Origin of the sequence: Pseudomonas sp. LTGT-11-2Z (genome assembly GCF_003691445.1) — a bacterium.
Lineage (GTDB): Bacteria > Pseudomonadota > Gammaproteobacteria > Pseudomonadales > Pseudomonadaceae > Aquipseudomonas > Aquipseudomonas monteilii.
Genome location: NZ_CP033104.1, coordinates 3,833,026 through 3,855,233 on the forward strand (window position 1 = coordinate 3,833,026; position 22,208 = coordinate 3,855,233).

A 22,208-nucleotide genomic window follows, 5' to 3' on the forward strand; every position below is an offset into this window, starting at 1 on the left:
CTCACTGCCCGCGCAGGTCTTCGAAGAAGGCCTGCCGGCCATCCACCTGGCTGGACGCCCGCGAGGCCACCGCCGCATCAGCATTGGCGGCCTCCACATGCCAATAGCAATGCTGCACCGCACGGGTCACCGCCACATAGGCCAGACGCTGCACTTCTTCCTTCTGCGCCGTATCGAACGGTTGGGCATCACCGGCCTTGCCCAGCCCGGCCTGGCGATACACCTGGTTTTTGTAGGGCGAGCTGGTCAGGTACTGGCAGTCGCCCAGCATGAACACCGCATCGGCCTGCAAGCCCTTGGCACTGTGGTAGGTCAGCTGGCGCAGCCGGCGCTGTTCAGCCGGCAATGCGGCTTCGGCGTGCAGCACGCTTTGCAGGTGCTCGTTCATCAAGGCCCTGTCGCTGCCCTTGCGGTAAAGCATCATCACCGTCTCGCCCCGCTGATAGTGCTCCATCAGCGTTTCGCCCAGGGCGGCCTCGTCACGGTCGAATACCTTCACTGGCGAACCCGGGAGTTCGGCTGCCGGGCCACTGGCCCGGGCTTTCTTGCCGGCAATCGCCGGGGTACCCTTGACCAGGTGCTCGGCCGCGTCGATCACCTGCTGCTGGCAGCGGTAGTTGTCGACCAGCATCACCCGGGTGCTGGACGGCGACGGGAAGGCCTTGGTGAACTCCATGAAGTACTTGGGCGAACTGCCTCGCCAGCCGTAAATCGACTGCCAGTCGTCCCCCACGCACAGCAACGACGAATGCTGCGCATGGCGCCCGGTGTGCATGGCCGGGCCGCGTCGGCGGATTTCGGCGAGGCTGGCGCGCAGCCAGCTGACGATCTGCGGCGACACGTCCTGGAACTCGTCGATCATCAGGTGCGCCAGTGGCCGCAGCAGCGGGTCGGGCAGCAGTTTCAGGTTTTCCGGGTTGTTCTCCCCAAACAAGGCGAACATACGGTTGTAGCTCATCACAGGCGGCGACTGGTCAAGCAGGTGCGCCTCCAGGGCTTTCCAGTACAGGGCCAGGGCCTCGAAGAACAAGGCATCACTGTCGCCCGACGGGAAGCTCATCGCCGCCACCGCGTTGTTCACGTCCAGGCCAAGGTTCTCGATGAAGTTGGCCGCGCCGACAAAGGCATCCAGCAACGGCGCCGGGGCCAGCTCACCCTTGACCTTGTACTCGAACCCCGGGCCAGCCACGGCATCCCCCGCCAGCGAGGCCGCCAGGCGCCGGGCCATGGCGTAGTTGTCCAGCCAGATCAGCGGCCTGTCGCAGAAGGCCTGCAACAAGGTGCGCTTGACCGCCCACTCGGCACGCACGGCCAGCTTGGCGCCGGGGCGCTGATACTGGGCACTTTCTGCGGGGTCGAAGCCCAGCACCACCCAAGGCCCCTGGCCTTCCAGCCGGCCATGCACATGGAAGCGGCTGCCACGGATGTCGACGGTTTCGCGGCAGGGTTCGATACCCTTGATCGGCCAGGCACCAGCGGCGAACCACAGGTCCTCGATCACATCGCACAGCTCTTCGTCGCGCTGGGCCGCCAGCTGCGTTACCTGTGCGCGCTTCTGCACATCGGGGTTGTTCGGGTCCAGTGGCTTTAGTTGCAACGCTTCGCTGCGCAACAGGCCGACCAGCTCGGCAAAACGCGGGCTCTCGCCCAGCAAGCTGCTGTAGCACTGGTTCAGTTGCTGGCGCTGGGCATCGTTAAGTCGAAGGTCGAACGGGTTGCTGTCGGCCTCGGCCTCACGCCCGGCGGCCATCTCGTTGCCCAGCGTCTCGAATGCGCGCACCTGGCCGAAACCCGGCAGGCTGCGCACCAGCGGCAGAATGCGCGAATGGAAGGTGCGCACCAGCTCGCGTGCCTGCACCGGTTGCAGGTTGATCTGCCACAGGGCGAACACTTGCATCAGGCGCTTGATGAAGTCCTTGCGCGACTCGCGGGTAAACGTGACCACGGTCATCGCGTCCAGCTCGTAGCCCAGGTAATGGCGCAGCAGCAAAATGCGCAGCACCAGCGACGTGGACTTGCCCGCCCCGGCCCCGGCCACCACGCAGGTGGAGGGCGTGTCACTGAAAATCAGCTTCCATTGCGCGACACTGGGCTGGGCCTCGGCGGGCAGACGCTGGGCCACATCAGCCTTGAAGCGCTTTTTCAGCTCGGCCGTCAATGGCAGGCGCCAGTCATCGAACAGGTTATCGTCCTGGCCAGGCACGGCGGCGGTGTCGGGGCGGGTATCGCGAATAACCAGCACCTGGCGCCCGGCCTCGTAGCCTTCCACCCGACCGCGCTCGAACCCTTCGCGCTCACCCTCTGCATGGCCCGTGCGCTGCCCGCTGGCGTGGCCGAGGAACCAGGAGTCGCGGTGCTGAGCCTGCAGGCGGGTCAGGCCACGCCCCAGCAGGCGGGCGACCAGGCGGCGAAACCAGGGCAGTTGGGCGGGCGGGGTAAGGTCGGCGGGGGCCTGGGGTTGCTCGTGGGCCACGGTCACTCCGTTGAAAAACAAAATCAGCGGGCATGTTCGCTGCATCGACGGAAAATCGCCAGCGAATGCTTGCAGATCAGTGGATTAGGCGATGAAGCGAAGAAAGGCCAGCAGAATTAACATCTATTAAACTGATTATTTTAAGCCGATATTTACGCTTATTTTCGATGTTTCTTTAGCGCATCATGGCGTCATTCCACTGATTCAAGGAGCACGATCATGCTGCAACTGCGACCGTTTGATAGCCTCGGCCACGCCAACCATGGCTGGCTCGACGCCCACCACCATTTCTCGTTTGCCGAGTACTACGACCCGGCGCGCATGCACTGGGGCAACCTGCGGGTATGGAACGACGACCTGATCGCAGCCGGCAGCGGTTTCCCGCCGCACCCGCACCGCGACATGGAAATCATCACCTATGTGCGTGAAGGCGCGATCAGCCACCAGGACAGCCTGGGCAACAAGGGCCGCACCGAAGCCGGTGACGTGCAGGTAATGAGCGCCGGTACCGGCATCGTGCATAGCGAGTACAACCTGGAGGACGTCGATACCCGTATCTTCCAGATCTGGATCGTGCCGGAGCGCACCGGTGAAGCACCGCAGTGGGGCACCCGGCCGTTCCCCAAAGGCGAACGTGGTGAAGGCTTCGTGACCCTGGCCAGCGGCCGCGTGGGCGATGAAGACAGCCTGCAGATTCGCACCGATGCGCGGCTGGTGGCTGCTACCTTGCGTGCGGGTGAAACTGCCGAGTACCGCTTCGATGCCGCACGCCGGGGTTACCTGGTGCCGGCCAAGGGGCTGGTGGAGGTGAACGGGTTGCGGGCCAAGGCGCGTGATGGCGTGGCGATCGAGCAGGAAGAAGTGTTGCGGGTGACCGCCATCGAAGACAGCGAGATCGTGCTGGTAGATGTGGCCTGATGAATCGGCCAGTACAGGCAGCCTTGTAATGTCTGCACTGGCCCCATTTTCAGAAGGGTAGCGTCAGCTTCAACCAGTAAGCATCACCCTGGGCGCGGTTGCGCACTTCGGTTTCCTTAGACCACTTCGCCGTCACGAACCAGCCATCCTTGCCGCTGTACTTGATCGACGGGCCGATGGCAAAGCTGCGCCCCTTGTTGTCTTCGATACGCTCACCGTCCTGACGGTCGTCAGTCGTCTGCCGATAGTAATACCCCCCTACCCCCAGCACCCAGCCATTCCCAAGCCCCCATCCCACGGCATAGTCCACATGAAACTCCTGCCCCGAGCGGTAATCGGTGGCCGGGTTGCGCCGGTTGAAGTCGTACATCACCTTGGCATCCAGGTTGAGCCCGGCCGGGTCGATGTAGCTCATCGCATACACCGGCTCGAACACCCAGTAATTGCGCCCGGGGTTGGCCAGGTCGTTCTTGTCGTAGCGGCCGGTGGGGGCAATCATGTCGAAGGCCAGGATGCTGTGAAACTTGTCACTGTGGTGAAAGCCCAGCGCCGGGCCGAAGATCACGTCGCCCAGGCCGCTGTTGTGCTGCGACTGGCCATTGAGCGAGACCCTCACATCCACCAGCGGCACGATGGCATGCAACGCCAGGCTGCCACCTAGCACGGTGTAGTCACTCACCCAGATCAACCGCGGCACGATGGCGTTGGCACGTACACGAAAGTCCACCGGTAGTTTGCGCCCGTCGTTGCCACGCAGGTTGTCGGCTTCGTAGTGGTTGACGAACAGCTGGCCATAAAAACCCGGTGGTGGCATGGCGCCGGACATGTAGTTTTCGGCACCGAGCGGGTAAGACGTGCCGCCGCCTTCGGTGGCATGGGACAGGTTGGCAGCGCCGAACAACGAGGCACACACGGCAAGGCGCAGCAGGTTTGCAAGGGTCGGGGTCATCGGGTCAACCTTTCTTGTTGTTATCGGTCGGGTGCACGCCAGCCCCCTGTGGCCAGGGAGCCAGACGCCAAAAGGTTCAGATGCGTTTGAACAGGGCCGAACGCTGGCCTTCGGAGGCACCGTCTGCGGCGCTGTAGAAGCGCTCCATGAAGATGTCGCGTTCGAACAGTCGGCCCTGCATCAGGCAAGTGATGGCCGCATCGATCATGGGTGGTGGGCCGCACAGGTAAGCCTTGTGGCCGTTGAAGCGGCCATCGAAATGCTGCCTGGCCGCGTCGTGCACATAACCGCGCACACCTTGCCACTGCGCGTCTTCGGCAGCCTGGCTGAGGGCTGGCACATAGCTGAAGTTCGCATGGCGGGCAGCCAGCGCTTCGAACAGTTCGCGGTTGTACAGCTCGGCACGGGTACGAGCGCCCTGGAACAGGGTGATGCGGCGGGTATCGCCACGGGCCAGCAAGTCGAGGATCATCGACTGCGGGCTGGAAAGCCCCGAGCCGCCAGCGATGAAAATCAGGTCGCCCGGTTGTGAGCTGCGCACGAAAAACTGCCCGTATGGGCCGGACAGCGCCAGCGCATCGCCCACCTTGAGCTGCTGGTGAATGTACCCCGTGGCCACGCCGCCTTCCACCAGGCGCACATGCAGTTCCATCTCATCCGCCTGCTGGGGCGGGTTGGCCAGGGAAAATGCGCGACTGCCTTCAATGCCTGGCAGTTGCAGGTTCACATACTGCCCGGCCTGGAAGGCCATCGGCCGGTCGAGTTTCAGGTGCACGCCGCGAATGGTCGGTGACAGTTCGACCAGCCGAGTGACTACGGCGTGGTAGTCCTGCACCGGCAGGCCGGCGAAGTCCGGGTCGACGTCGATGTCGGCCTCGATGACCAGGTCGCTCTGCGGGATGGCGCAACAGGCCAGCACCTTGCCCTCGTCGCGTTCCATGTCCATCAGGGCGAAGGACGAAGCGGCACCGAGGTCGACCTCGCCTTCCAGTACCTGGCACTTGCAGGTAGCGCAGGTGCCGTGGCCGCAGGCAAACGGCAGCCACACGCCCTGGCGCAGGGCGGCTTCGAGAATGGTCTGCCCCTCCTCTACTTCAATCTGTTCACCAGTGGGTTCGATGGTGACTTGATAGCTCATGGCGGCACTCCTCAGTTGTGGCTGCCGCCCAGGCCTTCAAGGCCGGGGGTATGCAGGTGCAGCAGGCTTTTGTGGGTGATGCCGTTGGCCGCCAGGCCACGGGCCAGGTCGGGCGTGAAGGGCTGCTCATCCAGGCGCCACCGCGCAGTGGCGAAGTCCACCTGGGCGGCATCCGGGTGCAGGGCAATGGCCGGTTTGACCACCTGCTCGATGAAAGCGGCGAAGGGCAGCGCCGGGTCCACCGGCAGGGTGAACGGTGCGCAGAACAGCAGGTGGTTTTCCCAGCACAGGTACACCAGCTGGGCGCCGTGGAAGTTGGCCTGGCGGTCAAGGGGCTGGGCAGTGTAGGTGCCAATGGCGGTCACGGGCATGGCGTTGTTCCTCTTGTTCTTGTAAGGCCAGGGCGCGTCAACGGCGCCCTGGTGGTTCGGTGGCTCAGCCGGCCTTGCGCCCGGTGCCTTGCAAGGCATCCCAGCGCTGGTGCTCGGGCGAACCCTGGTACTCGAAGTTGTCCTGCCCGGGGTCGATGTTGTAGTAGTCGCGCACCACCGCCTCGACATCGCCGCCACCGCAGTTGCCCTGCAGGATCTGATGCACCGGCAGCCAGGCCTGCACGTACTTTTCCGGCTCGAAGGCAAAGATGTCGCAGCAGCCATCGGAGCAGAAGTGGTAGCGCTCGCCCTCATGCACCAGGCTGCGGTGGCTCAGTTGCGTGGGCGCATCCGGCTCGGTGAAGGCCAGCGGGATCTGGCAGATCTGGCACAGCATCGGCAGCGTCGGGTTGTAGAAGCGCTCGCCGCGCGCCTGCAGCTCGCGCCAATGCTCGTAGCGCGGCCGGTAGTAGCGGTCGAAGGTGTCCGGGTACTTGGCCGACAGCCAGTCCAGCTCCTCGTCGGTGGGGATCCAGGTGTGGAAGTTGGTGGCCTGGCTGTACTGGTAGAAAATCGACCAGGCCTGGTGGCTGATGTGTTCCTTGCCGATGGTGGTCTGCTCGACGTACTTCGGCGGGCGGATGCCATAGCGTTCCAGGTCCTTGAACAACGCGCCACCGGCCTGTTCGAAGTACACCTCCCAGGCTTCGGCCCAGGACATCACCTTGTTGGGCAGCATGTAGTCCATCATCATCCCGACCAGGGTCAGCAGCCGGTAACCGCGCCAGAACCACTTGTCGATCCAGCGCTGCACGATGGGCACGTTGTCCTCGTGTTGCTCCAGCAGGAACTTGATCACCTCCAGGCCCAGGGTCATGTGCCGGGCTTCGTCGGACTGCGCCGAGAAGCCGAAGGTGACCGTGGCCATGTCACCGTTGAACGCGGCACCCGACATGAACGGCACGAACAACAGGTTGGTCAGCACGTACTCGAACGAGAACGAAATTGCGGTGAGGAACTCGAACGGGCCGGCTGTGCGCGCATCTTCGAAGAACGACTTGGGCACCGACAGGAACCACACCCGATCGTGCATGTGGGCGAAGTCATGCAGGCCGTTGAAGTGCTTGTTGTAGTGGCTCATGGCGTGCACCTGGGTCTGCACGTGGCGCAACTCGTCGATGGCCTGCATCTGGCAGGCCACCCGTGCGCCGGCGCCACCAAAGTGCCGGCCGACACGGGCGAAGCCCTGGTAGGCCTGGTACTCCAGCGGGGTGACGCCGCTCAGGAACAGTTTCAGGGCGTTCACGTAGCGGGCGTCAGAGATGTTCTGGTGGCCGTTGTTCTGGGCGAAGGCATCGAAGATGGCGTACAGCTTCTTCTCTTTTTCGGCCTGGTACTTCCAGTAGGCGTCCATGGTCAGGCGGAACGGGTCTTCCCACTTGTCCCAGTCGGTGATCTTGATGCCCTCGAACCGCTCGTAGGGGTAGATGGCGTCCTTGCTCTGGTAGCTTGGCTCCCAGCCCAGGTCGCGGGTCAGGCAGCGGTACTTGTCTTTCTGGTTGAGGCGCTTGGCGGCCATGGTGGTCTCCCTTGTTCTTGTCGTTGTGCGGATCAGTTCCAGTGCAGGGCGAAGCAGTCTTCGTCTTCCTCGACGTTGCCGCCGAGGGTGATCACGTCGATCAGCATTTCCTGCACGTCCCATTCACGGCCGATCATTTCTTCCACCGTGGCGCGGTGGATTTCCAGGCGCCCTTCGGCCTGCACGCGGATCATCGCCGGCTGGTGCTGCACCTGGGCATGCGGGTTGTCTTGGGTGATGGCCTCGACGATGTAGCGGGCGCTGTCGTTGTCCTGGAAGGCGATGTACACGAGGGAAGTCATGCGGCGTCTCCACTGAGGCCAAGTTTTTTCAGGCGTGCGCCAAAGGCGCTGTCACAAGCATCCAGCGCGTCACGGCCTGGGCCGGCCTCGGCCAGCGGCAGCAGCGCTTGCACGGCACGGCTGCGCCACTCACACACCCAGCCTTCGATCAACTCACGGTTGTATGGGCTCTCGGCTGCGGCCGTCTTGACCAGCGCATCGACCCAGCGCTGGCTTTCGGCAAACCACAGGCGCATGAACTCGGTGAGCATGCCCAGCTGCCCTGCCCCGATGGCCACCAGCTGCGCATCGAAGTGTTCGAACAACAGCGGATACAGCAGGCCGTCGCTGACCAGGTTCTGCGCCAGGCTCAGCTCGAACCAGTCACGCACCACCAGGCTGTCCTCCACATAGCGGCGCAGCCCTTGCCAGGCCGGCTCGTCCAGCCAGCGCTGCTTGGCCTCGGCCAACAACGCCAGGCCGTCGTCCTCCAGCAGCAGGCCGATGCGCGACAGGTACTGGGCAATGGCCAGGCGGTCCATGGCGTGGAACATGTGCATCTGGGTGACGCTGGTGCCGAACGCGTCGGCGGCAATGCCGCTGTTGTTCATGTTGGCGCCCAGCTCGGCATGGCGCAGCGGCAGCAGCAGGCGCGCGACCAAAGCACGGGTTTCGGCCGGCAGGCTGGCCAGCAGCTCGCGCTTTTCGCAGAAGGCGAAGCTGTGCTCGGCGTTTTCCTGCATGCGTGCCCGGGCTTGCACGTAGGCGCCGTAGTAGTACTGGCGCGGGTCGCTGACGGCGTACCAGTCAGCCATCTGCACGGCGGTACGGCTGGGGTCGTTGAGCAGCTTGTCGGGCTGCCACAGCGGGCGGTAGTGGAAGTTGGTGGCGGCCTCGATGTCGAAGCTGGCTTCCTGGTAGCGGCTGGCCGGCTTGTCACCGAAACGGCGGCGGATGTGGCTGAAGGTCTGGCGGATCGGCTCGACCGTGGCCGTCTTGATCTCGATACTCATGCAAGGCGTCCTGTACTTGTTGTTGTGGGAATGCAATGCGCCAGCAGGCGGCGCGCTACTCGTCCGCGTCGCGGCTTTCGCCATAGCGCCACTTGCGCATGTCGGCATCGACGGCAGCAGCCATCGCAGCGTCCATGTGGCGCACCCGGTTGCTGGCGCAGAAGCTGGCGAAGGCGGTGCGCGGCAGGACCAGTTCGACGAACAGGTCCGGGTAACCGATGGCAAAGTCGAACTCGACGAAGGCGGCGTCCGGCTCGCTACGTACACGGACGTAGCGCGGCATTTGCTCGAAGGTGGTGGTGGCTTGAGTCATGCGCTGGTGCTCTGGTTGGACGTGCCAGGGGCTAGAGCAACGGCTGTGCCAGGCGCTTTGAAATCGCCAAAAATTCAACACAACTAATTGTTTTTAAAGGCTTTTATTTTTTTACGCGTTACCCTGAGGCAGCGCTATGCGCACGCTGCAGTCTGCCCGTTTGATCATTTGCTCAAATGCGCCAGCGCCGTTTGAGCAAATGGCAAACGTCACCGGCGATTGACTTTTGCGCCGCTTTCAGGCGGTTTAGAAAAGAGAACGACCCGGGCCTTGCCTGCAGACTGCGGTCGTCCCGGCGTGACCAGCAAACCCGCCTTGCCTGAGCGGGTGCACGCCAATTCCCCATACAACTACAAACAAGGGGCGCAAGCGAATGATTACCCAGTACAGGGCACCGGAACCTGCGCCGGCGCTGAAGGACCTGACCGAACGGGTACGGTTCGAAGGCACCGAAGGCAAGATCTGGCTGGACGAGCAGCGCATGCTGCTGGTGCAGGCCGCAACCATGGCCAGCATGCGCCGCGAGCTGATCGAAATGCTTGGCGTGGAGCGGGCCAAGGGCTTCTTCCTGCGCCTGGGTTACCAGTCGGGGCTGAAGGACGCCGAGCTGGCGCGCAAGCTGCGGCCCAATGGCAACCCGGTGGACATGTTCTTCATCGGCCCGCAACTGCATTCGCTCAAGGGCATGGTCAAGGTGCGCCCGCTGCAGCTGGAAATCGACCTGGACAACGGCCATTTCTACGCCGACATCGAATGGCAGGACTCCTTCGAGGTGGAAAACTGCCAGTCCGAAGCCATCCATTCCGAGCAACCGGTGTGCTGGATGCTGCTCGGTTACGCCATCAGCTACAGCTCGTTCTTCCTCGGCCGCCAGGTGCTGTACAAGGAGGTCAGTTGCCGTGGCTGCGGTGGCAGCGAATGCCGCATCATCGGCAAGCCAGTGGAGCAATGGGAGGATGCCGACACCTTCCTGCGCTACTTCCAGAGCGACCCGGTGATCGACGAGCTGCAGTCGCTGCAGGTGCAGGTGGCCAACCTGCGCCAGCGCCTGCAGTACGAGTCGGGGCAGTTCTATGGCATCGGCCAGTCGGCGGTGTACCGGCGCTGCTGCGCACTCACCGACAAAGTCGCCCCTGGCAAGGCCTCGGTGCTGTTGCTGGGCGAAACCGGGGTTGGCAAGGAAGTGATCGCCCGCAGCCTGCACCTGCGCAGCGAGCGCGCTGGCGCCGCGTTCGTGGCGCTGAACTGCGCGACCATACCGCCGGACCTGATCGAAGCCGAGCTGTTCGGCGTGGAGAAAGGCGCCTACACCGGCGCCCAGCAGGCACGCATGGGCCGCTTCGAACGGGCCAACGGCGGCACGCTGTTCCTGGACGAAATCGTCGAGCTGACCCCACGCGCCCAGGCCAGCCTGTTGCGTGTGCTGCAGGAAGGCGAACTGGAGCGCGTGGGTGACAGCCGCACGCGGCCGGTGGATGTACGGGTGATCGCCGCCACCCACGAAAACCTCGAACAGGCCGTGAAGGATGGGCGCTTTCGGGCCGACCTTTTCTACCGCCTGAACGTGTTCCCGGTGCACATTCCCGCACTGCGCGAACGCCGCGAAGACATCCCGCTGCTGATCGAGCACTTCCTCGGCCGCCTGCACCACAGCTACGGCAAGAAAACCCGTGGGCTCAGCGACCGGGCGATGCAGGTGTGCCTGCAATACGACTGGCCGGGCAACATCCGCGAACTGGAAAACCTCATGGAGCGCGGGGTGATCATCACCGACGAGAATCAGAGTATCGGCCTGGACGCGCTGTTCCCGCATGCCCCTCCGGCTTTCGACAGTATCGGACTGGGCAGCGATGGCCGGCTGGTGGTAGACGGTGACCAGGCTACGCCCGGCTGGGTGGCGCAGATTCTCGACAGCGGTACAGGCCTGGACGCCGTCGAGGCGGTGCTGATGCAGGAGGCCATGCAGCGCTGTGGGCAGAACGTTTCCGAAGCCGCCCGCCTGCTCGGCATGACCCGCCCTGCCCTGGCCTACAGGCTGAAGAGGGGGTGAATCCACCGTAGCAATTTTTGCAGAGCCCCTGTGAGAGCGGTTCTAGCCGGTGCCATCCACTGCAGCTTCTTCAGAGGGTGCAGTACGGGATTCGCGGTCTATGTCCGCTGGCCATTCAACCTTTGGTGCCAGGCAATGCATGTGGCTCAGGCCATCGTCGTCGTTCCAGTCGCGGGGTGGGTGCACGAATGTGGGTAGGGCTTCAGGGCCTTGCTGCATGAAGAGCCGGGCGATAGCCCAGTAGGCCTTGAAAGGGACCGTGATGGTCCCTGAACACTAACGAGGAATCGCTTGCCGAAGGTTCATGGGCGTCCTAATTCCTTGTAGGAAACATCTGAGATTGATCCTTTGGGCGGTCAAAAATACAGCGTGGTGCGTGGCACCGTCTTTGCGAGTGTTCGCAGGTAAATCCTCTCTCACAGGGTGCGCACCCGGCTATCGCGCAACAGCCACTCTCATTGGCGCCACCGGCCACCCTGCACTAGCGTTGTGCTACCAGCCAGCCCCAACGTTCATGCGGAGCCCTTACCCATCATGCCGGACCTGCGCCCGAACCCGACGCTGTGCCTGGAGTACCGTGCCGAGCAGCCCATTCACCACGCCTTCCTCGAACAGGCCGGTCACTGCCCGGATGCCATCGCCATTCATGCCCAGCACACCACCTGCAGCTATGCCCAGCTCGCGCAGATCAGTCAGGGCATTGCCGCCTATCTGGTAGAAAACGCTGCCAGCGGCACCGATCGTGTGGTCATCGTCGCCAGCCGCTGCGCCGCCCTGGTATACGCCATGCTCGGCTGCCTGCGCGCCGGCCTGGCCTTTACCGTGGCCGACGCCGCCTACCCGCCTGCGCGCATTGCACAGATCGTCCGCACATTGGGGCCGGCCGTGGTCCTGCGCTGTGGCGAGGCGACCGTCGATACCGACTGCCCTCTTGTCGTTACGGTGCCGCAAGCCCCCGCTGACGCACTGCAAGCCTTCCCCAACCTGCCTGTGGCGCTGCCCGCCGTAAACCCCGAACACCCTGCCTACATCACCTTCACCTCGGGCAGCACCGGTGAACCCAAGGGCATCGTCACCCACCACGCGCCGCTGGTGCACTTCATCGACTGGCATGTACGCCGGCATCGCTTCAGCCAGGCCGACACCTTCTCCCTGCTTTCCGGCCTGGGCCACGACCCGGTGTACCGCGACGTGTTCACGCCTCTGTCGATCGGCGCGACCATCGCCTGCCCTGCCCAGCCAACCCTGACCGACCCGTCCCGGCTGGCCAGCTGGATTCATCAGCACAACGTGAGCGTGATCCACCTCACCCCGCCACTGGGCAAGCTGATCGAAACCGGCGCACACCTGAATGGCCAGGTGCTCGACCGGCTACGCTACCTGTTCTGGGGCGGCGATGCGCTCAGCCCGGCGCTGTACCAACAAATCCGCGCCATTGCGCCCAACGCCGTCAATGTGAACTTCTACGGCACCACCGAAACACCACAAGCAATGGCCTTCCATATGCTTGACCCGCACGCCGACAATGCGCGTGTCCCATTGGGCAAGGGCATCGCCAATGCACAGTTGCTGGTGGTCAACCCGGCCAACCAGTTGGTCAGCGAAGGGGAAACGGGCGAAATCCTGATCCGCAGCCCCTACCTGTCCCAAGGCTACTGGGGCGACCCGGCACTGACCGAGGCCAAGTTCGTCGCCAACCCGTTCACCGGCGACTCAAGCGACCGCTGCTACCGCACGGGTGACCTGGGCACCTACCTGGTCGATGGCAGCGCCCGTTTTCTGGGACGCGGCGACAGCCAGGTGAAAATCCGTGGCCATCGCATCGAGCTGGCGGAAATCGAAAACGCCATCACCCGCCACCCGCACATCGGGCAATGCGTGGTCGTGGCTAATCACGACAGCGCCTCGACCCGGCTGGTTGCCTATTGCGTCAGCCGCACGCCCACCACCCCCGATGCACTGCGCCAGGCGCTCAGCGGCCAACTGCCGGACTACATGGTGCCGGCGCTTTTCGTGTTCCTCGATGCCCTGCCGCTCACCCCAAACGGTAAGCTCGACAAACGCGCCCTGCCTGCGCCCTTTGACGACACGGCCAACGTGCTCCTGTCCCCACTGGCGGAAAAGCTGAGCACCGCCTGGGCGCGCATCCTCCAGGTGCCACGCCTGGATGCCAGGTTGAGTTTCGTCGAGCTGGGCGGCGATTCACTGTCGTTCGTGCAGGCTTCACGCGTGCTGGAGGAACTGATCGGTCACCTCCCTGAACGTTGGGAAACCCTGCCGGTGAGCCAGCTGGCCGAACTGAGCGCACCGCCCAAGGGCCCTTGGCGGGTGATGGAAATGCCGGTGTTCGTGCGCATGCTTGCCATCATCCTGATCGTGGTCGGCCACCTGAGCGCGTTCGACCACTGGCTGATCGTGGGCGAAACGTCGGTGCTGTTCCTGGTTTCCGGCATCAGCCTGGCGCGATTCCAGCTCAAGGCCATCGAAGAACGTGGCGATGCGCGCACACTGCTCAGGTCGCTGGCAGCCATCGTGGTGCCAACGGTGCTGTACACCGCGCTGATCCAGCTGGTATTCGACCACCTGCACTGGCAATCGCTGCTGTTGGTTTCCAACTGGTTCCCGGCCAGCGAGGTCAGTGTGTTCAATTACTGGTACATCGAAGTGCTGGTGCAGATGATCCTGATCATCGGCCTGGTGTTGTCGATCCGGCGTGTGCGCCAGGTGGTCCTCGCCGACCCGTTCCGCTGCCTGATCATTGCGACCTGTGCGCTGGTGGCATTGGATGTGCTGGTCAGCCGCTTCGTGTTCGACGCCGGTGCGCTGTTCAACCGGGTACCACAGCATTTCCTGGCCGTCATGGTGTTGGGCATGGCTGTGCACCATGCCGACACTACCGCGCGTAAATGGGTGGCCAGCGCGGTGGCGGTGCTGGTGGTCGGCGAGCTGGACCTGATGGCGATTGCCGGCGTGGGCTGGCAGACATTCTCGCGCTATATCGATATCGCGCTGCCGGCGATGCTGGCCCTGATCTGGGTTCGCTCGGTGCCAGTGCCTGCCCTGGTGGCACGGGCAGGTGCGGTGATTGCCTCGTCAACCTTGTATATCTACCTGACACATTTCCAGTTCCTGTCGCTGGCGGGCCGTATTTTCAATCACCCACTGTTCGAGGTAACCCTGGCACTGGCCGGCGGGGTGCTGGTGGCCTACTGCTGGAATACCCTGTTGCGCCTTCTATTCAACCGCAAGAACAGGCAGAACCCGGCGCGCGGAGCAGATGCAGCCGAGCGCGCCACCTCCGCTTGAGGCTGGGCAATTCCGATACCACGTACTGTAGCGGGCGCTATAATCGACGTCGCCATCCTGCAACTTCACAGGTTTGGGAATCGCCAGCACATTGACCTGGCCCGGGAGCTCGAGGCGCCAGATGACGGTAAAGTGACGACATGCGTCAGGCCTGTCCGGCCAGTTCGGCCAGTACCTCTACCGAAGTAGTGACTTGACGGAAGTGATGCTGCCACAACGCGATGCCCAGCTTGCCCGAACGGTCCAGCGAAGAGCCTACGGTCATGTCCGTCACCAGGGTAGGCGTCAGCCCCGCATCGAACAGGGCAAAGCCAGCGGCCAGCACGCAGGTTTCGGTCTGCAGCCCGCACACCAGCACCCGCTCTACACCCAGCTGCCGAATGTACTCGATAGCTTCGGCGCTCTGCCCGTAGCCATGCTTGATAAAGACCTGGTCGGCTTCGACCAGGCTCTCGTCCTCAGCCGCCGGGTGCCAGCCGAGTTGCCGCTCGAACGGTGTGACCTGTTCGTCATGCAACTCGACCGAAGCAATGGTAGGGATATTCGCTGACAACCGCCGCAAACCATCAACCAGCCACTCGGGCGGGCTGAAGGTGGACTGGACATCGACGATGAGCAAAACCTGGCGCATAGCGTACTCCGGCCATTGGCAAAATGGCGCGGAGTATAACGCGTGGCCAGGTCCCAAACCCTAGGCCACAATACTTCTGTTCATGCCCTGGGCCCACGCAGCGGCCATCTTCTCCCCTATGCGCTCAAATGCCGGATGGCTGTTGCGATAATCCGATAATTCCGCCATCGCACGGTTGATGCCGACTTCGACTTTGTTAAGCAACTCATCGCAGCGCGATTGCGTAAGGTTGCAGGCGGTGCGCCCGAACTGCACCAGCATCTTGCGTTTGGGCCAGGCCTTGGAGCCACCCAGCAACAGCCCCATGATATCGTGGCTGTTGTACACCGTCGTGGTCACCAAATCGTAAGCGGGTGCAAGCCGGATGTCGGCATCTTCCGCACAGTTCTCGTACAGCAGGCCGAAGTTCTTCAAGTGAGCATCGCCGTTCTGAATGCCCGCACAAAGCGCTACCAGCGTGAAGAAGCTTTCCAGCGCGTCCGGTACCCGGCCGGGGGTGACATAAAGTTTGATCAGTTGCGCGCAGCCTTGGTAACTGCCGTCGTACTTCTTGCGCGTCCCCCACCCGGAAAGCACACACATGTCTTCAAACCCGAGGTAGCTGTCGCTGCCGATGTCGAAGCGTCTCACAACCAGAAACTGCCCATGCTGGCTCAGTTGAAATTCCGGTACCTCAAGGCCACAGTGAAGGGCCGCCCGCATGCAGAAAAACTCGTTGGCGGCCAACTGCGGGAACTCTGCTTCATTGAATGCCTTCACCAAGTGCGTAGCACCTCGATGGGTGAACCGGCCAACTTCGGCTCCTACTTCATCGGTATCACGCACCAGCACCTTGGGTTGAACACCTGATACCCCTGAATAGGTCGCGTAAGTGCTCAAAAGGTCATTGAACAGGTCTGTGGCTCCGTCGTGAATCAGCAGGTTGGCGAGCTTGATGCCCGGTAGCGGCTGGTCGCTGGCATGCTGGGCAATGCTGATGCGGCCTAGCTGGTGTGGACCGACGATACCCAGCAGCGCAAAGTCGTCAAAACCCCGCACCGACTTGCTGAAGCGGCGCATCAATTCCTCTTTGAGGTGCCCTTCCGGGATATGCATTTCGAACAGTGGGTGTATGCCGTACTCCCACTTGTAGCTTTCGAGGCGCACCGGCATGGTCAGGGAAACAGCCTGTTCCTCAGTGACCGCCGCGTTGTAAACAAAGACCGAATCACGCAGGTTATCCTCGCTGCGGCCAAGTGTTCCGACAGCCTCACCGCTGGCGCCAATGTACAAACGATCACGCTGACTGGTCATGGATACCCCCGGCCTTCAACTCGTCAAGGGTCTTGCGCCGACGCTTGGGCGTTGCCGTCAACTCGTAACCCAGGCCCTCAAGGATTGCGGCGACCTTGCGGATCCCGACTTCGGGAATCGTGTTGTTCTCGATGCCAGAGATGGTCGCCCGGCTCATACCATGCCGCTGGGCAAGTTGCGCCTGTGACAGGCCGGCCTCCTTGCGCAGTTTTTTTATCAGATTGCCTAATTCATTCATACTTGAGTGCATCGAATACAGTGCAAAAATAGAAAAACCTTGAAAATGCATCGTATTCGATTCATCAAACCTTGTATACCTCGTACCCCTCACGTCTTGCTGTGTTCATCATTACCGAAGCCGTGAGCTACACCGCTGGCGTACACACCCACGTGTCCGGCAACAACCGGACCGACAACACCTTGATGGTGCGCGGGCAATGCGCCGGTACGTGTGCCGCGCCACCTGGCCTCGGTGTGGGTCGACTACACCCTGCAAGGCGGGCCACTGGCCGGACGGTGAGATGGAAGGCATCCTCGAAAACGCCACCAAGGAAGCCACCATTCAGGGGCCGTTGCGCCACAACGCGGTGGAAACCTTCATCGAGAAAAACACCGGCACCAACACCGGCTCGAAAATCCCGTGGCTGGACTGGGAAATCATCCCCGATGCCGATCACTGCATTGTCGATGTGTACATGGCCGGTGGCGGCTGCACCTTGCCAGGTTCGGCCAAGGTGCTGATGCCGGGGCAAGGCTATGAAGGGGTGACCGAGTTTGTCTTCGATGTGATCACCTCGCGCGGGGTCAATGCCTGCCCGCCTTTGCTGGTGGGGGTTGGGGTTTCGACCTCGGTAGAAACAGCGGCACGCCTGTCGAAGAAGGCCATTCTGCGTGAAGTGGACTCCAGCCACCCCAATGAAAGCGCGGCCATGATGGAAAAGCTGCTGGAGGAAGGCCTGAACGAAATCGGTATCGGCCCGCAGGGCCTGACCGGCAACAGCAGCGTGATGGGGGTGAACATCGAGTCTTCGGCCCGCCACCCCTCCACCATCGGCGTGGCGGTGTCCACCGGTTGCTGGGCCCACCGCCGCGGCAAGATCCGCATCAACGCCGACCTGACCTACGACATCCTCTCCCATGAAGGGGTAGTACTGTGAAAAAGATCCTCAGCACCCCGATCAGCGACGAAGACCTGGCCAACCTCAACGTGGGCGATGTCGTCTACCTCACCGGCCAACTGGTGACCTGCCGCGACGTGGCACACCGGCGCCTCATCGAGTTGGGTCGCGAACTTCCGGTAGACCTGCGTGGCGGCGCGATCTTCCACGCCGGCCCCATTGTCAGGAAGAAAGACGACGGCAGCTTCGAGATGGTTTCCATCGGGCCAACCACCAGCATGCGCATGGAAAAATTCGAGAAACAGTTCATCGAGCAGACCGGTGTGAAGCTGATTGTCGGCAAGGGCGGCATGGGCCCGGAGACCACCACCGGCTGCCTGGAGAACAAGGCGGTACATGCGGTGTTCCCGGGGGGCTGCGCGGTGCTGGCGGCCACTCAGGTGGAAGAGATCGAGCGGGCAGAATGGCAGGACCTGGGCATGCCGGAAACGCTGTGGGTGAACCGCGTGCGTGAGTTCGGGCCGCTGATCATCTCGATCGATACCAAGGGCAACAACCTGTTCGAGCAGAACAAGGCGCGCTTCAATGAGCGCAAGGGGGCGGTGATGGAGAAGATCAACAGTCAAGTGCGGTTTATCAAGTAAAAGAATTTCGCGCAGGCCCTGTTCCCGCAGCCCTTATGCTGCTGTCCCAGCATCCACTGCTGCCCGATTGCTGCCACAGCAGCCCCCCATAACATGCCCTCCCCGCAAACGCCCACCCCACAGGCCCTGCGCCGTGGCGGTTTGAATGCTGGGGCGCGCCTTGCGCCCCTAAGCGGCACACGTGCGCGCCAGGCGCAGGTCAGTGCGCCAGTGCCTCGCGGAACCGTCGGGTGCTGGTAACCGCCAGCACCAGCCCGATGACTGCCACGCTACCGCCCACAAGGCCGATATCCGCCACGTCCATCTGGCTGCTGACGATACTGCCCAGCAGCGCACCACCACCAATACCGATGTTGTAGATGCCCGAAAACAACGCCATGGCCACATCGGTGGCGTCGGATGCCAGCTTCAACGTCTTCGACTGCAGCGACAAGCTGAAACTGAGAATCGCCACGCCCCAGAACATGCTCAGCGCAGCGAACGCATAGAAGTTGCCCGACAGCGGCAACAACAACAGCAGGCACGCTGCCAACAGGCCGATCGAACCCACCAGGAAACCATGGGGGAAGCGATCGCTGTAGCGGCTGAACAGCAACGAACCGAACACCCCGGCACCGCCAAACAGCAGCAGCAACAGTGTGGTGCGCTCACCGCCAATCTGCGCCACATGCAGCGCGAACGGCTCAATGTAGCTGTAGGCGGTGAACTGCGCCGTGATCACCAGCGTCACCAGCGCATAGGTAATGACCAACGCCGGGCGCTTGAACAGGATCGGCAGGCTGCGCAACGAGCCGGAGTTCTGGCTGGGCAGCAGCGGCAGCGATTTCATCAGGCACAGCATGGTGACCAGCGCCACACCGGCAATGCTCAGGAAGGTGATGCGCCAGCCCAGCGCCTCACCCACCACGCGGCCCAGCGGAATGCCCAGCACCATGGCCAGGGTGGTGCCGGTGGCCAGCAGGCCCAGCGCCTTGGCCTGCTGGCCCGGTGGTGCCACGCGCACCGCCAGCGAGGCCGTGATCGCCCAGAACACCGCATGCGCCAAGGCAATACCGATACGGCTGACCAGCAGCATGGCAAAGCTCTGCGACAGCCACGACAACAAGTGGCTGACAATGAACACCAAGAACACGCACAGCAACAAACGCCGCCGTTCGACGTTACGGGTCAGCAGCATCATCGGCAGCGAGGCCAATGCCACCACCCAGGCATAAATGGTCAGCATCAGGCCGACCTGGGCGGTGCTCATGTCGAAGCTGCGGCCAATGTCACTCAGCAGCGCCACCGGCACGAACTCGGTGGTGTTGAAGATGAAGGCTGCCAGGGCCAGGGCGATGACGCTCAGCCAGCTGCCGCTGCCCGCCGTGGGTGGCTGGTGGGTGGGTATGGGTCCGTTCATGGGTGCAAACCGCTTCTCCGCAGGCAAGGCAACAGGTCGCACGCCAGCCACCCGCTTGCAGGGGCGCCAACGCACGCTTTGTTATTGATAGGAATGCCCGGCATGGTACGCGTCAAGCCGGAGCCTCACAACCGCGTGGCAGGCAGAAGGAGTACCATGCGCCTTTTGTGTGAAACGCGAGTGCAACAAGGAGCCCGATCCGCTCATGGACAAGCAGCACCCCCAGCAGCAGTGGCAGCAGGCGGTAACCGCCTACGCCCAGGCCGTCAACGACTACGTCGCGCAGGGCCGTGCGCAAGGCTGGGATAAACTGGAAGAGCCAAAGGCGCCAGCCACCGGGCACTTGCTGGACGCCTGGCTGGCTGCCCTGCACGCCGCCAATCGCCCTGGCGTCGACGAACAGCAACGCCGAGCGTTTCGCGAGGCCTGGCCACCCGCACACCACCCCTTGGTACCGTTGCTCGATGACCACGGCCAAGGGATCAGCAATGTCCTGCTGCTGGACGACGGCAGCCTGCTGGCCCGCATCGGCATGCCTTACGACAAGGGCCAGGTCGTGCGTATCGACCGCCAAGGGGTGACACCGGTGATCGGCATCGAGCACTTCGGCCGCTGCCCGGCCCGCCGCTACTTCGCCCTGGCCAATGCCGAGGGCGTGCGCGTGACAGACGGCTGGGGTGGCCCGCAAGTACAGCGACTGGCATGGCCAAGCGGGCTTGAGGGGTTGCCGCCGGGGTACCCGTTCGAGCCGTTCGACCTGCCGCCCGCGCCAACCGCGCTGGTCCCCTTCCCCGATGGCCAGCGTGTGCTGCTGGTAAGCGCCGAAGGGATCTTCGTGCTGACCACTCAAGGTGCGACTCGCCTGCTGCCGCAACAAACGCGGGTGCTCGACGAGCTGGCCGAAGGCACCGACCCGGACGACATCAGCCTGGGGCTGAGCATGGAGCATGGCGCAGTGTCGGCGGATGGCCGGCTGATCGTGGTGGGCGAGCAAGGTACCCGTCACCGGGTGCTGGATGCCCAGTTCAGGCCGGTTGCCGAAATCGGCCCAGGCAGCGAGTACCCGCACTTTGCGTTGTTCAACCGCACGGGTGACCAGCTGATCGTCAATGCCTGCCATTTCCATAGCGGTGCCACGCTGGCAGTGAAGGTGGCGGACTTGCCAGGGCTGGATACCGATTACTACAGCCAGGACCCGCGTACCCCGCTGGTGCAGGATGGCGCCAGGGTATATGCCGGGGTGGCGCGCGATGGCGAGTACATTGTGGGGGATGCCTATGGCTACCTGCGGGCGTTCGGCGAGGATGGCACCGAACATTGGCAGCATTATTTGGGGTCGACCATCTGTGCGATGGATATCAGCGCCGATGGACAAACGCTGGTGGCGGCGAGCCATGCGGGGGTTGTTTCGGTGATCGCGCTGGACAGCGGGCGGCCTGAATGGCAGATCGGCACCGGGGCGCATGGCGAGGTCCGGCGGTGGTTGTTCTGGAAGGGGTTGGACAAGGCGATGGTCTGGTAACAGATTCAGCCTCTTGGTTGCCTGTACAGGCCTCTTCGCGGGTAAACCCGCTCCCACAGGGATCGCACAAGCTTCGAAAACTGTGCAGTACTTGTGGGAGGGATTTACCCGCGAAGAGGCCGGTACAGCCAACCGAATAATCAGCCCTGCAAAGTGGCCATGTCGATCACGAACCGGTACTTCACATCACCGGCAATCATCCGCTCGTACGCCTGGTTGATATTGCGAATATCCAGCATCTCGATATCGCAACGGATGTTGTGCTCGGCACAGAAATCCAGCACTTCCTGAGTCTCGGCAATGCCCCCGATCAACGACCCCGCCAGCACCCGGCGCTTCATCACCAGGTTGGCCGCGTGCACCGCCGGGTCGATCGGTTCGATCAGGCCGACAAGAATATGCACACCATCGAACTTCAAGGTTTCAAGGTACGGGTTGAGGTCGTGCTGCACCGGAATGGTGTCCAGCAGGAAATCGAACCGGCCGGCAGCGGCGCGCATCTGCTCGGCATCGGTGGACACGATCACGTGGTCGGCACCTTGGCGGCGGGCTTCTTCGGCCTTGGCCTGGGACCGGGTGAACAGGGTCACCTCGGCACCCAGGGCCTTGGCCAGCTTGATGCCCATGTGGCCCAGGCCACCCATACCAAGGATGCCGATTTTGTGGCCCGGGCCGACGCCGTGGTGCTTGAGCGGCGAATAGGTGGTGATGCCGGCGCACAGGATAGGCGCCGCGCTGGGCAAGTCCATGCCGGCCGGAATGCGCACCACGAAGTGCTCGCTGACCACGATGCTGCTGGAGTAACCGCCCATGGTGTTGCTGCCGTCGACCCGGTCCGGGGTGGCGTAGGTCATGGTCGGGCCTTCCAGGCAATATTGCTCCAGGTCCTTGGCGCAGGCTTCACAGTGGCGGCACGAGTCGACCATGCAGCCAACGCCCACCAGGTCACCGACCTTGTGCGCAGTCACCTGGCCGCCCACCGCCGTGACGCGGCCGATGATTTCGTGGCCGGGCATCAGCGGGTATACAGCAATGCCCCATTCGTTGCGCGCCTGATGGATATCGGAATGGCACACGCCGCAGTAAAGGATTTCGATGGCGACATCGTCCGGGCGTGGGCTGCGGCGCTCGAAGGTGACAGGGGCCAGGGGGCTGGTGGGGGTTTGGGCGGCGTAACCGATGGCGGTATACATGCAGGGCCTCGCAGTAA

General features: G+C 63.0%; 18 protein-coding genes and 1 pseudogene. 6 read left to right on the forward strand and 13 right to left on the reverse strand.

Annotated elements, in window-relative coordinates; genetic code table 11:
* Position 1: 1 nt before the first annotated feature.
* Positions 2 to 2,518 (reverse strand): UvrD-helicase domain-containing protein, encoded by a 2,517-nt coding sequence (locus D8767_RS17830; protein WP_016714633.1) that lies wholly within the window; start codon positions 2,516 to 2,518, stop codon positions 2 to 4.
* Between the two features lie 174 nt (positions 2,519 to 2,692).
* On the opposite strand from D8767_RS17830, the gene D8767_RS17835 reads away from it, so the two are divergent.
* A complete protein-coding gene (locus D8767_RS17835; RefSeq protein ID WP_016714634.1) occupies positions 2,693 to 3,391 on the forward strand; it encodes a pirin family protein in 699 nt (232 codons plus the stop codon).
* A 49-nt stretch (positions 3,392 to 3,440) separates the two neighbouring features.
* Here D8767_RS17835 and D8767_RS17840 read toward each other — a convergent pair whose 3' ends face one another.
* From D8767_RS17840 to D8767_RS17870, 7 genes are all read right to left on the reverse strand, one after another.
* Positions 3,441 to 4,340 (reverse strand): transporter, encoded by a 900-nt coding sequence (locus D8767_RS17840; RefSeq protein ID WP_016714635.1) that lies wholly within the window; start codon positions 4,338 to 4,340, stop codon positions 3,441 to 3,443.
* Positions 4,341 to 4,416: 76 nt separating this feature from the next.
* Positions 4,417 to 5,478 carry an NADH:ubiquinone reductase (Na(+)-transporting) subunit F gene (locus D8767_RS17845; RefSeq protein WP_016714636.1) on the reverse strand — a complete coding sequence of 354 codons (1,062 nt, stop codon included), beginning with the start codon at positions 5,476 to 5,478 and terminating at the stop codon, positions 4,417 to 4,419.
* 11 nt (positions 5,479 to 5,489) lie between these two features.
* Positions 5,490 to 5,849 carry a phenol hydroxylase subunit P4 gene (locus tag D8767_RS17850; RefSeq protein WP_016714637.1) on the reverse strand — a complete coding sequence of 120 codons (360 nt, stop codon included), beginning with the start codon at positions 5,847 to 5,849 and terminating at the stop codon, positions 5,490 to 5,492.
* 64 nt (positions 5,850 to 5,913) lie between these two features.
* Complete coding sequence (locus D8767_RS17855; RefSeq protein ID WP_016714638.1) at positions 5,914 to 7,428, reverse strand: aromatic/alkene/methane monooxygenase hydroxylase/oxygenase subunit alpha; 1,515 nt, start codon at positions 7,426 to 7,428, stop codon at positions 5,914 to 5,916.
* Positions 7,429 to 7,460: 32 nt separating this feature from the next.
* Positions 7,461 to 7,730, reverse strand: a complete 270-nt coding sequence (locus D8767_RS17860) for an MmoB/DmpM family protein (protein WP_016714639.1) — start codon at positions 7,728 to 7,730, stop codon at positions 7,461 to 7,463.
* Positions 7,727 to 8,722 carry an aromatic/alkene monooxygenase hydroxylase subunit beta gene (locus D8767_RS17865; protein ID WP_016714640.1) on the reverse strand — a complete coding sequence of 332 codons (996 nt, stop codon included), beginning with the start codon at positions 8,720 to 8,722 and terminating at the stop codon, positions 7,727 to 7,729. The genes D8767_RS17860 and D8767_RS17865 overlap by 4 nt, the downstream gene beginning before the upstream one ends.
* Positions 8,723 to 8,777: 55 nt before the next feature.
* Positions 8,778 to 9,035 (reverse strand): phenol hydroxylase subunit, encoded by a 258-nt coding sequence (locus tag D8767_RS17870; RefSeq protein ID WP_016714641.1) that lies wholly within the window; start codon positions 9,033 to 9,035, stop codon positions 8,778 to 8,780.
* A 373-nt stretch (positions 9,036 to 9,408) separates the two neighbouring features.
* On the opposite strand from D8767_RS17870, the gene D8767_RS17875 reads away from it, so the two are divergent.
* Complete coding sequence (locus tag D8767_RS17875) at positions 9,409 to 11,085, forward strand: sigma-54-dependent Fis family transcriptional regulator (protein ID WP_016714642.1); 1,677 nt, start codon at positions 9,409 to 9,411, stop codon at positions 11,083 to 11,085.
* A 534-nt stretch (positions 11,086 to 11,619) separates the two neighbouring features.
* Positions 11,620 to 14,391, forward strand: coding sequence for an amino acid adenylation domain-containing protein (locus tag D8767_RS17885; RefSeq protein WP_016714644.1), 2,772 nt, complete (start codon positions 11,620 to 11,622; stop codon positions 14,389 to 14,391).
* 145 nt (positions 14,392 to 14,536) lie between these two features.
* On the opposite strand, the gene D8767_RS17890 is transcribed toward D8767_RS17885, so the two are convergent.
* From D8767_RS17890 to D8767_RS17900, 3 genes are read right to left on the reverse strand one after another with little or no spacing between them, the layout of a single operon-like run.
* Positions 14,537 to 15,022 carry an isochorismatase family protein gene (locus tag D8767_RS17890; RefSeq protein ID WP_016714645.1) on the reverse strand — a complete coding sequence of 162 codons (486 nt, stop codon included), beginning with the start codon at positions 15,020 to 15,022 and terminating at the stop codon, positions 14,537 to 14,539.
* Between the two features lie 60 nt (positions 15,023 to 15,082).
* Positions 15,083 to 16,315, reverse strand: a complete 1,233-nt coding sequence (locus D8767_RS17895) for a type II toxin-antitoxin system HipA family toxin (protein WP_016714646.1) — start codon at positions 16,313 to 16,315, stop codon at positions 15,083 to 15,085.
* Positions 16,299 to 16,553, reverse strand: a complete 255-nt coding sequence (locus tag D8767_RS17900; protein WP_019097992.1) for a helix-turn-helix transcriptional regulator — start codon at positions 16,551 to 16,553, stop codon at positions 16,299 to 16,301. Before D8767_RS17900 ends, D8767_RS17895 begins: the two co-directional genes overlap by 17 nt.
* A gap of 277 nt (positions 16,554 to 16,830) precedes the next feature.
* Here D8767_RS17900 and ttdA point away from each other — a divergent pair.
* A pseudogene (ttdA, locus tag D8767_RS17905) lies at positions 16,831 to 17,472 on the forward strand (L(+)-tartrate dehydratase subunit alpha); the annotation flags it as partial.
* A complete protein-coding gene (ttdB, locus tag D8767_RS17910; protein WP_016714649.1) occupies positions 17,469 to 18,077 on the forward strand; it encodes a L(+)-tartrate dehydratase subunit beta in 609 nt (202 codons plus the stop codon). The pseudogene ttdA and the gene ttdB, both read left to right, overlap by 4 nt.
* 199 nt (positions 18,078 to 18,276) lie before the next feature.
* Here the strand turns inward: ttdB and D8767_RS17915 are convergent, their stop codons facing one another.
* Positions 18,277 to 19,476 (reverse strand): sugar transporter, encoded by a 1,200-nt coding sequence (locus D8767_RS17915; RefSeq protein WP_016714650.1) that lies wholly within the window; start codon positions 19,474 to 19,476, stop codon positions 18,277 to 18,279.
* Between the two features lie 205 nt (positions 19,477 to 19,681).
* On the opposite strand from D8767_RS17915, the gene D8767_RS17920 reads away from it, so the two are divergent.
* The gene (locus tag D8767_RS17920; RefSeq protein WP_016714651.1) at positions 19,682 to 20,998 is read left to right on the forward strand and encodes a hypothetical protein; all 1,317 of its coding nucleotides are present in this window, start codon (positions 19,682 to 19,684) and stop codon (positions 20,996 to 20,998) included.
* Positions 20,999 to 21,138: 140 nt separating this feature from the next.
* Here D8767_RS17920 and calA read toward each other — a convergent pair whose 3' ends face one another.
* Positions 21,139 to 22,191 carry a vanillin reductase gene (gene calA / locus D8767_RS17925; protein ID WP_016714652.1) on the reverse strand — a complete coding sequence of 351 codons (1,053 nt, stop codon included), beginning with the start codon at positions 22,189 to 22,191 and terminating at the stop codon, positions 21,139 to 21,141.
* Between the last annotated feature and the right edge of the window lie 17 nt (positions 22,192 to 22,208).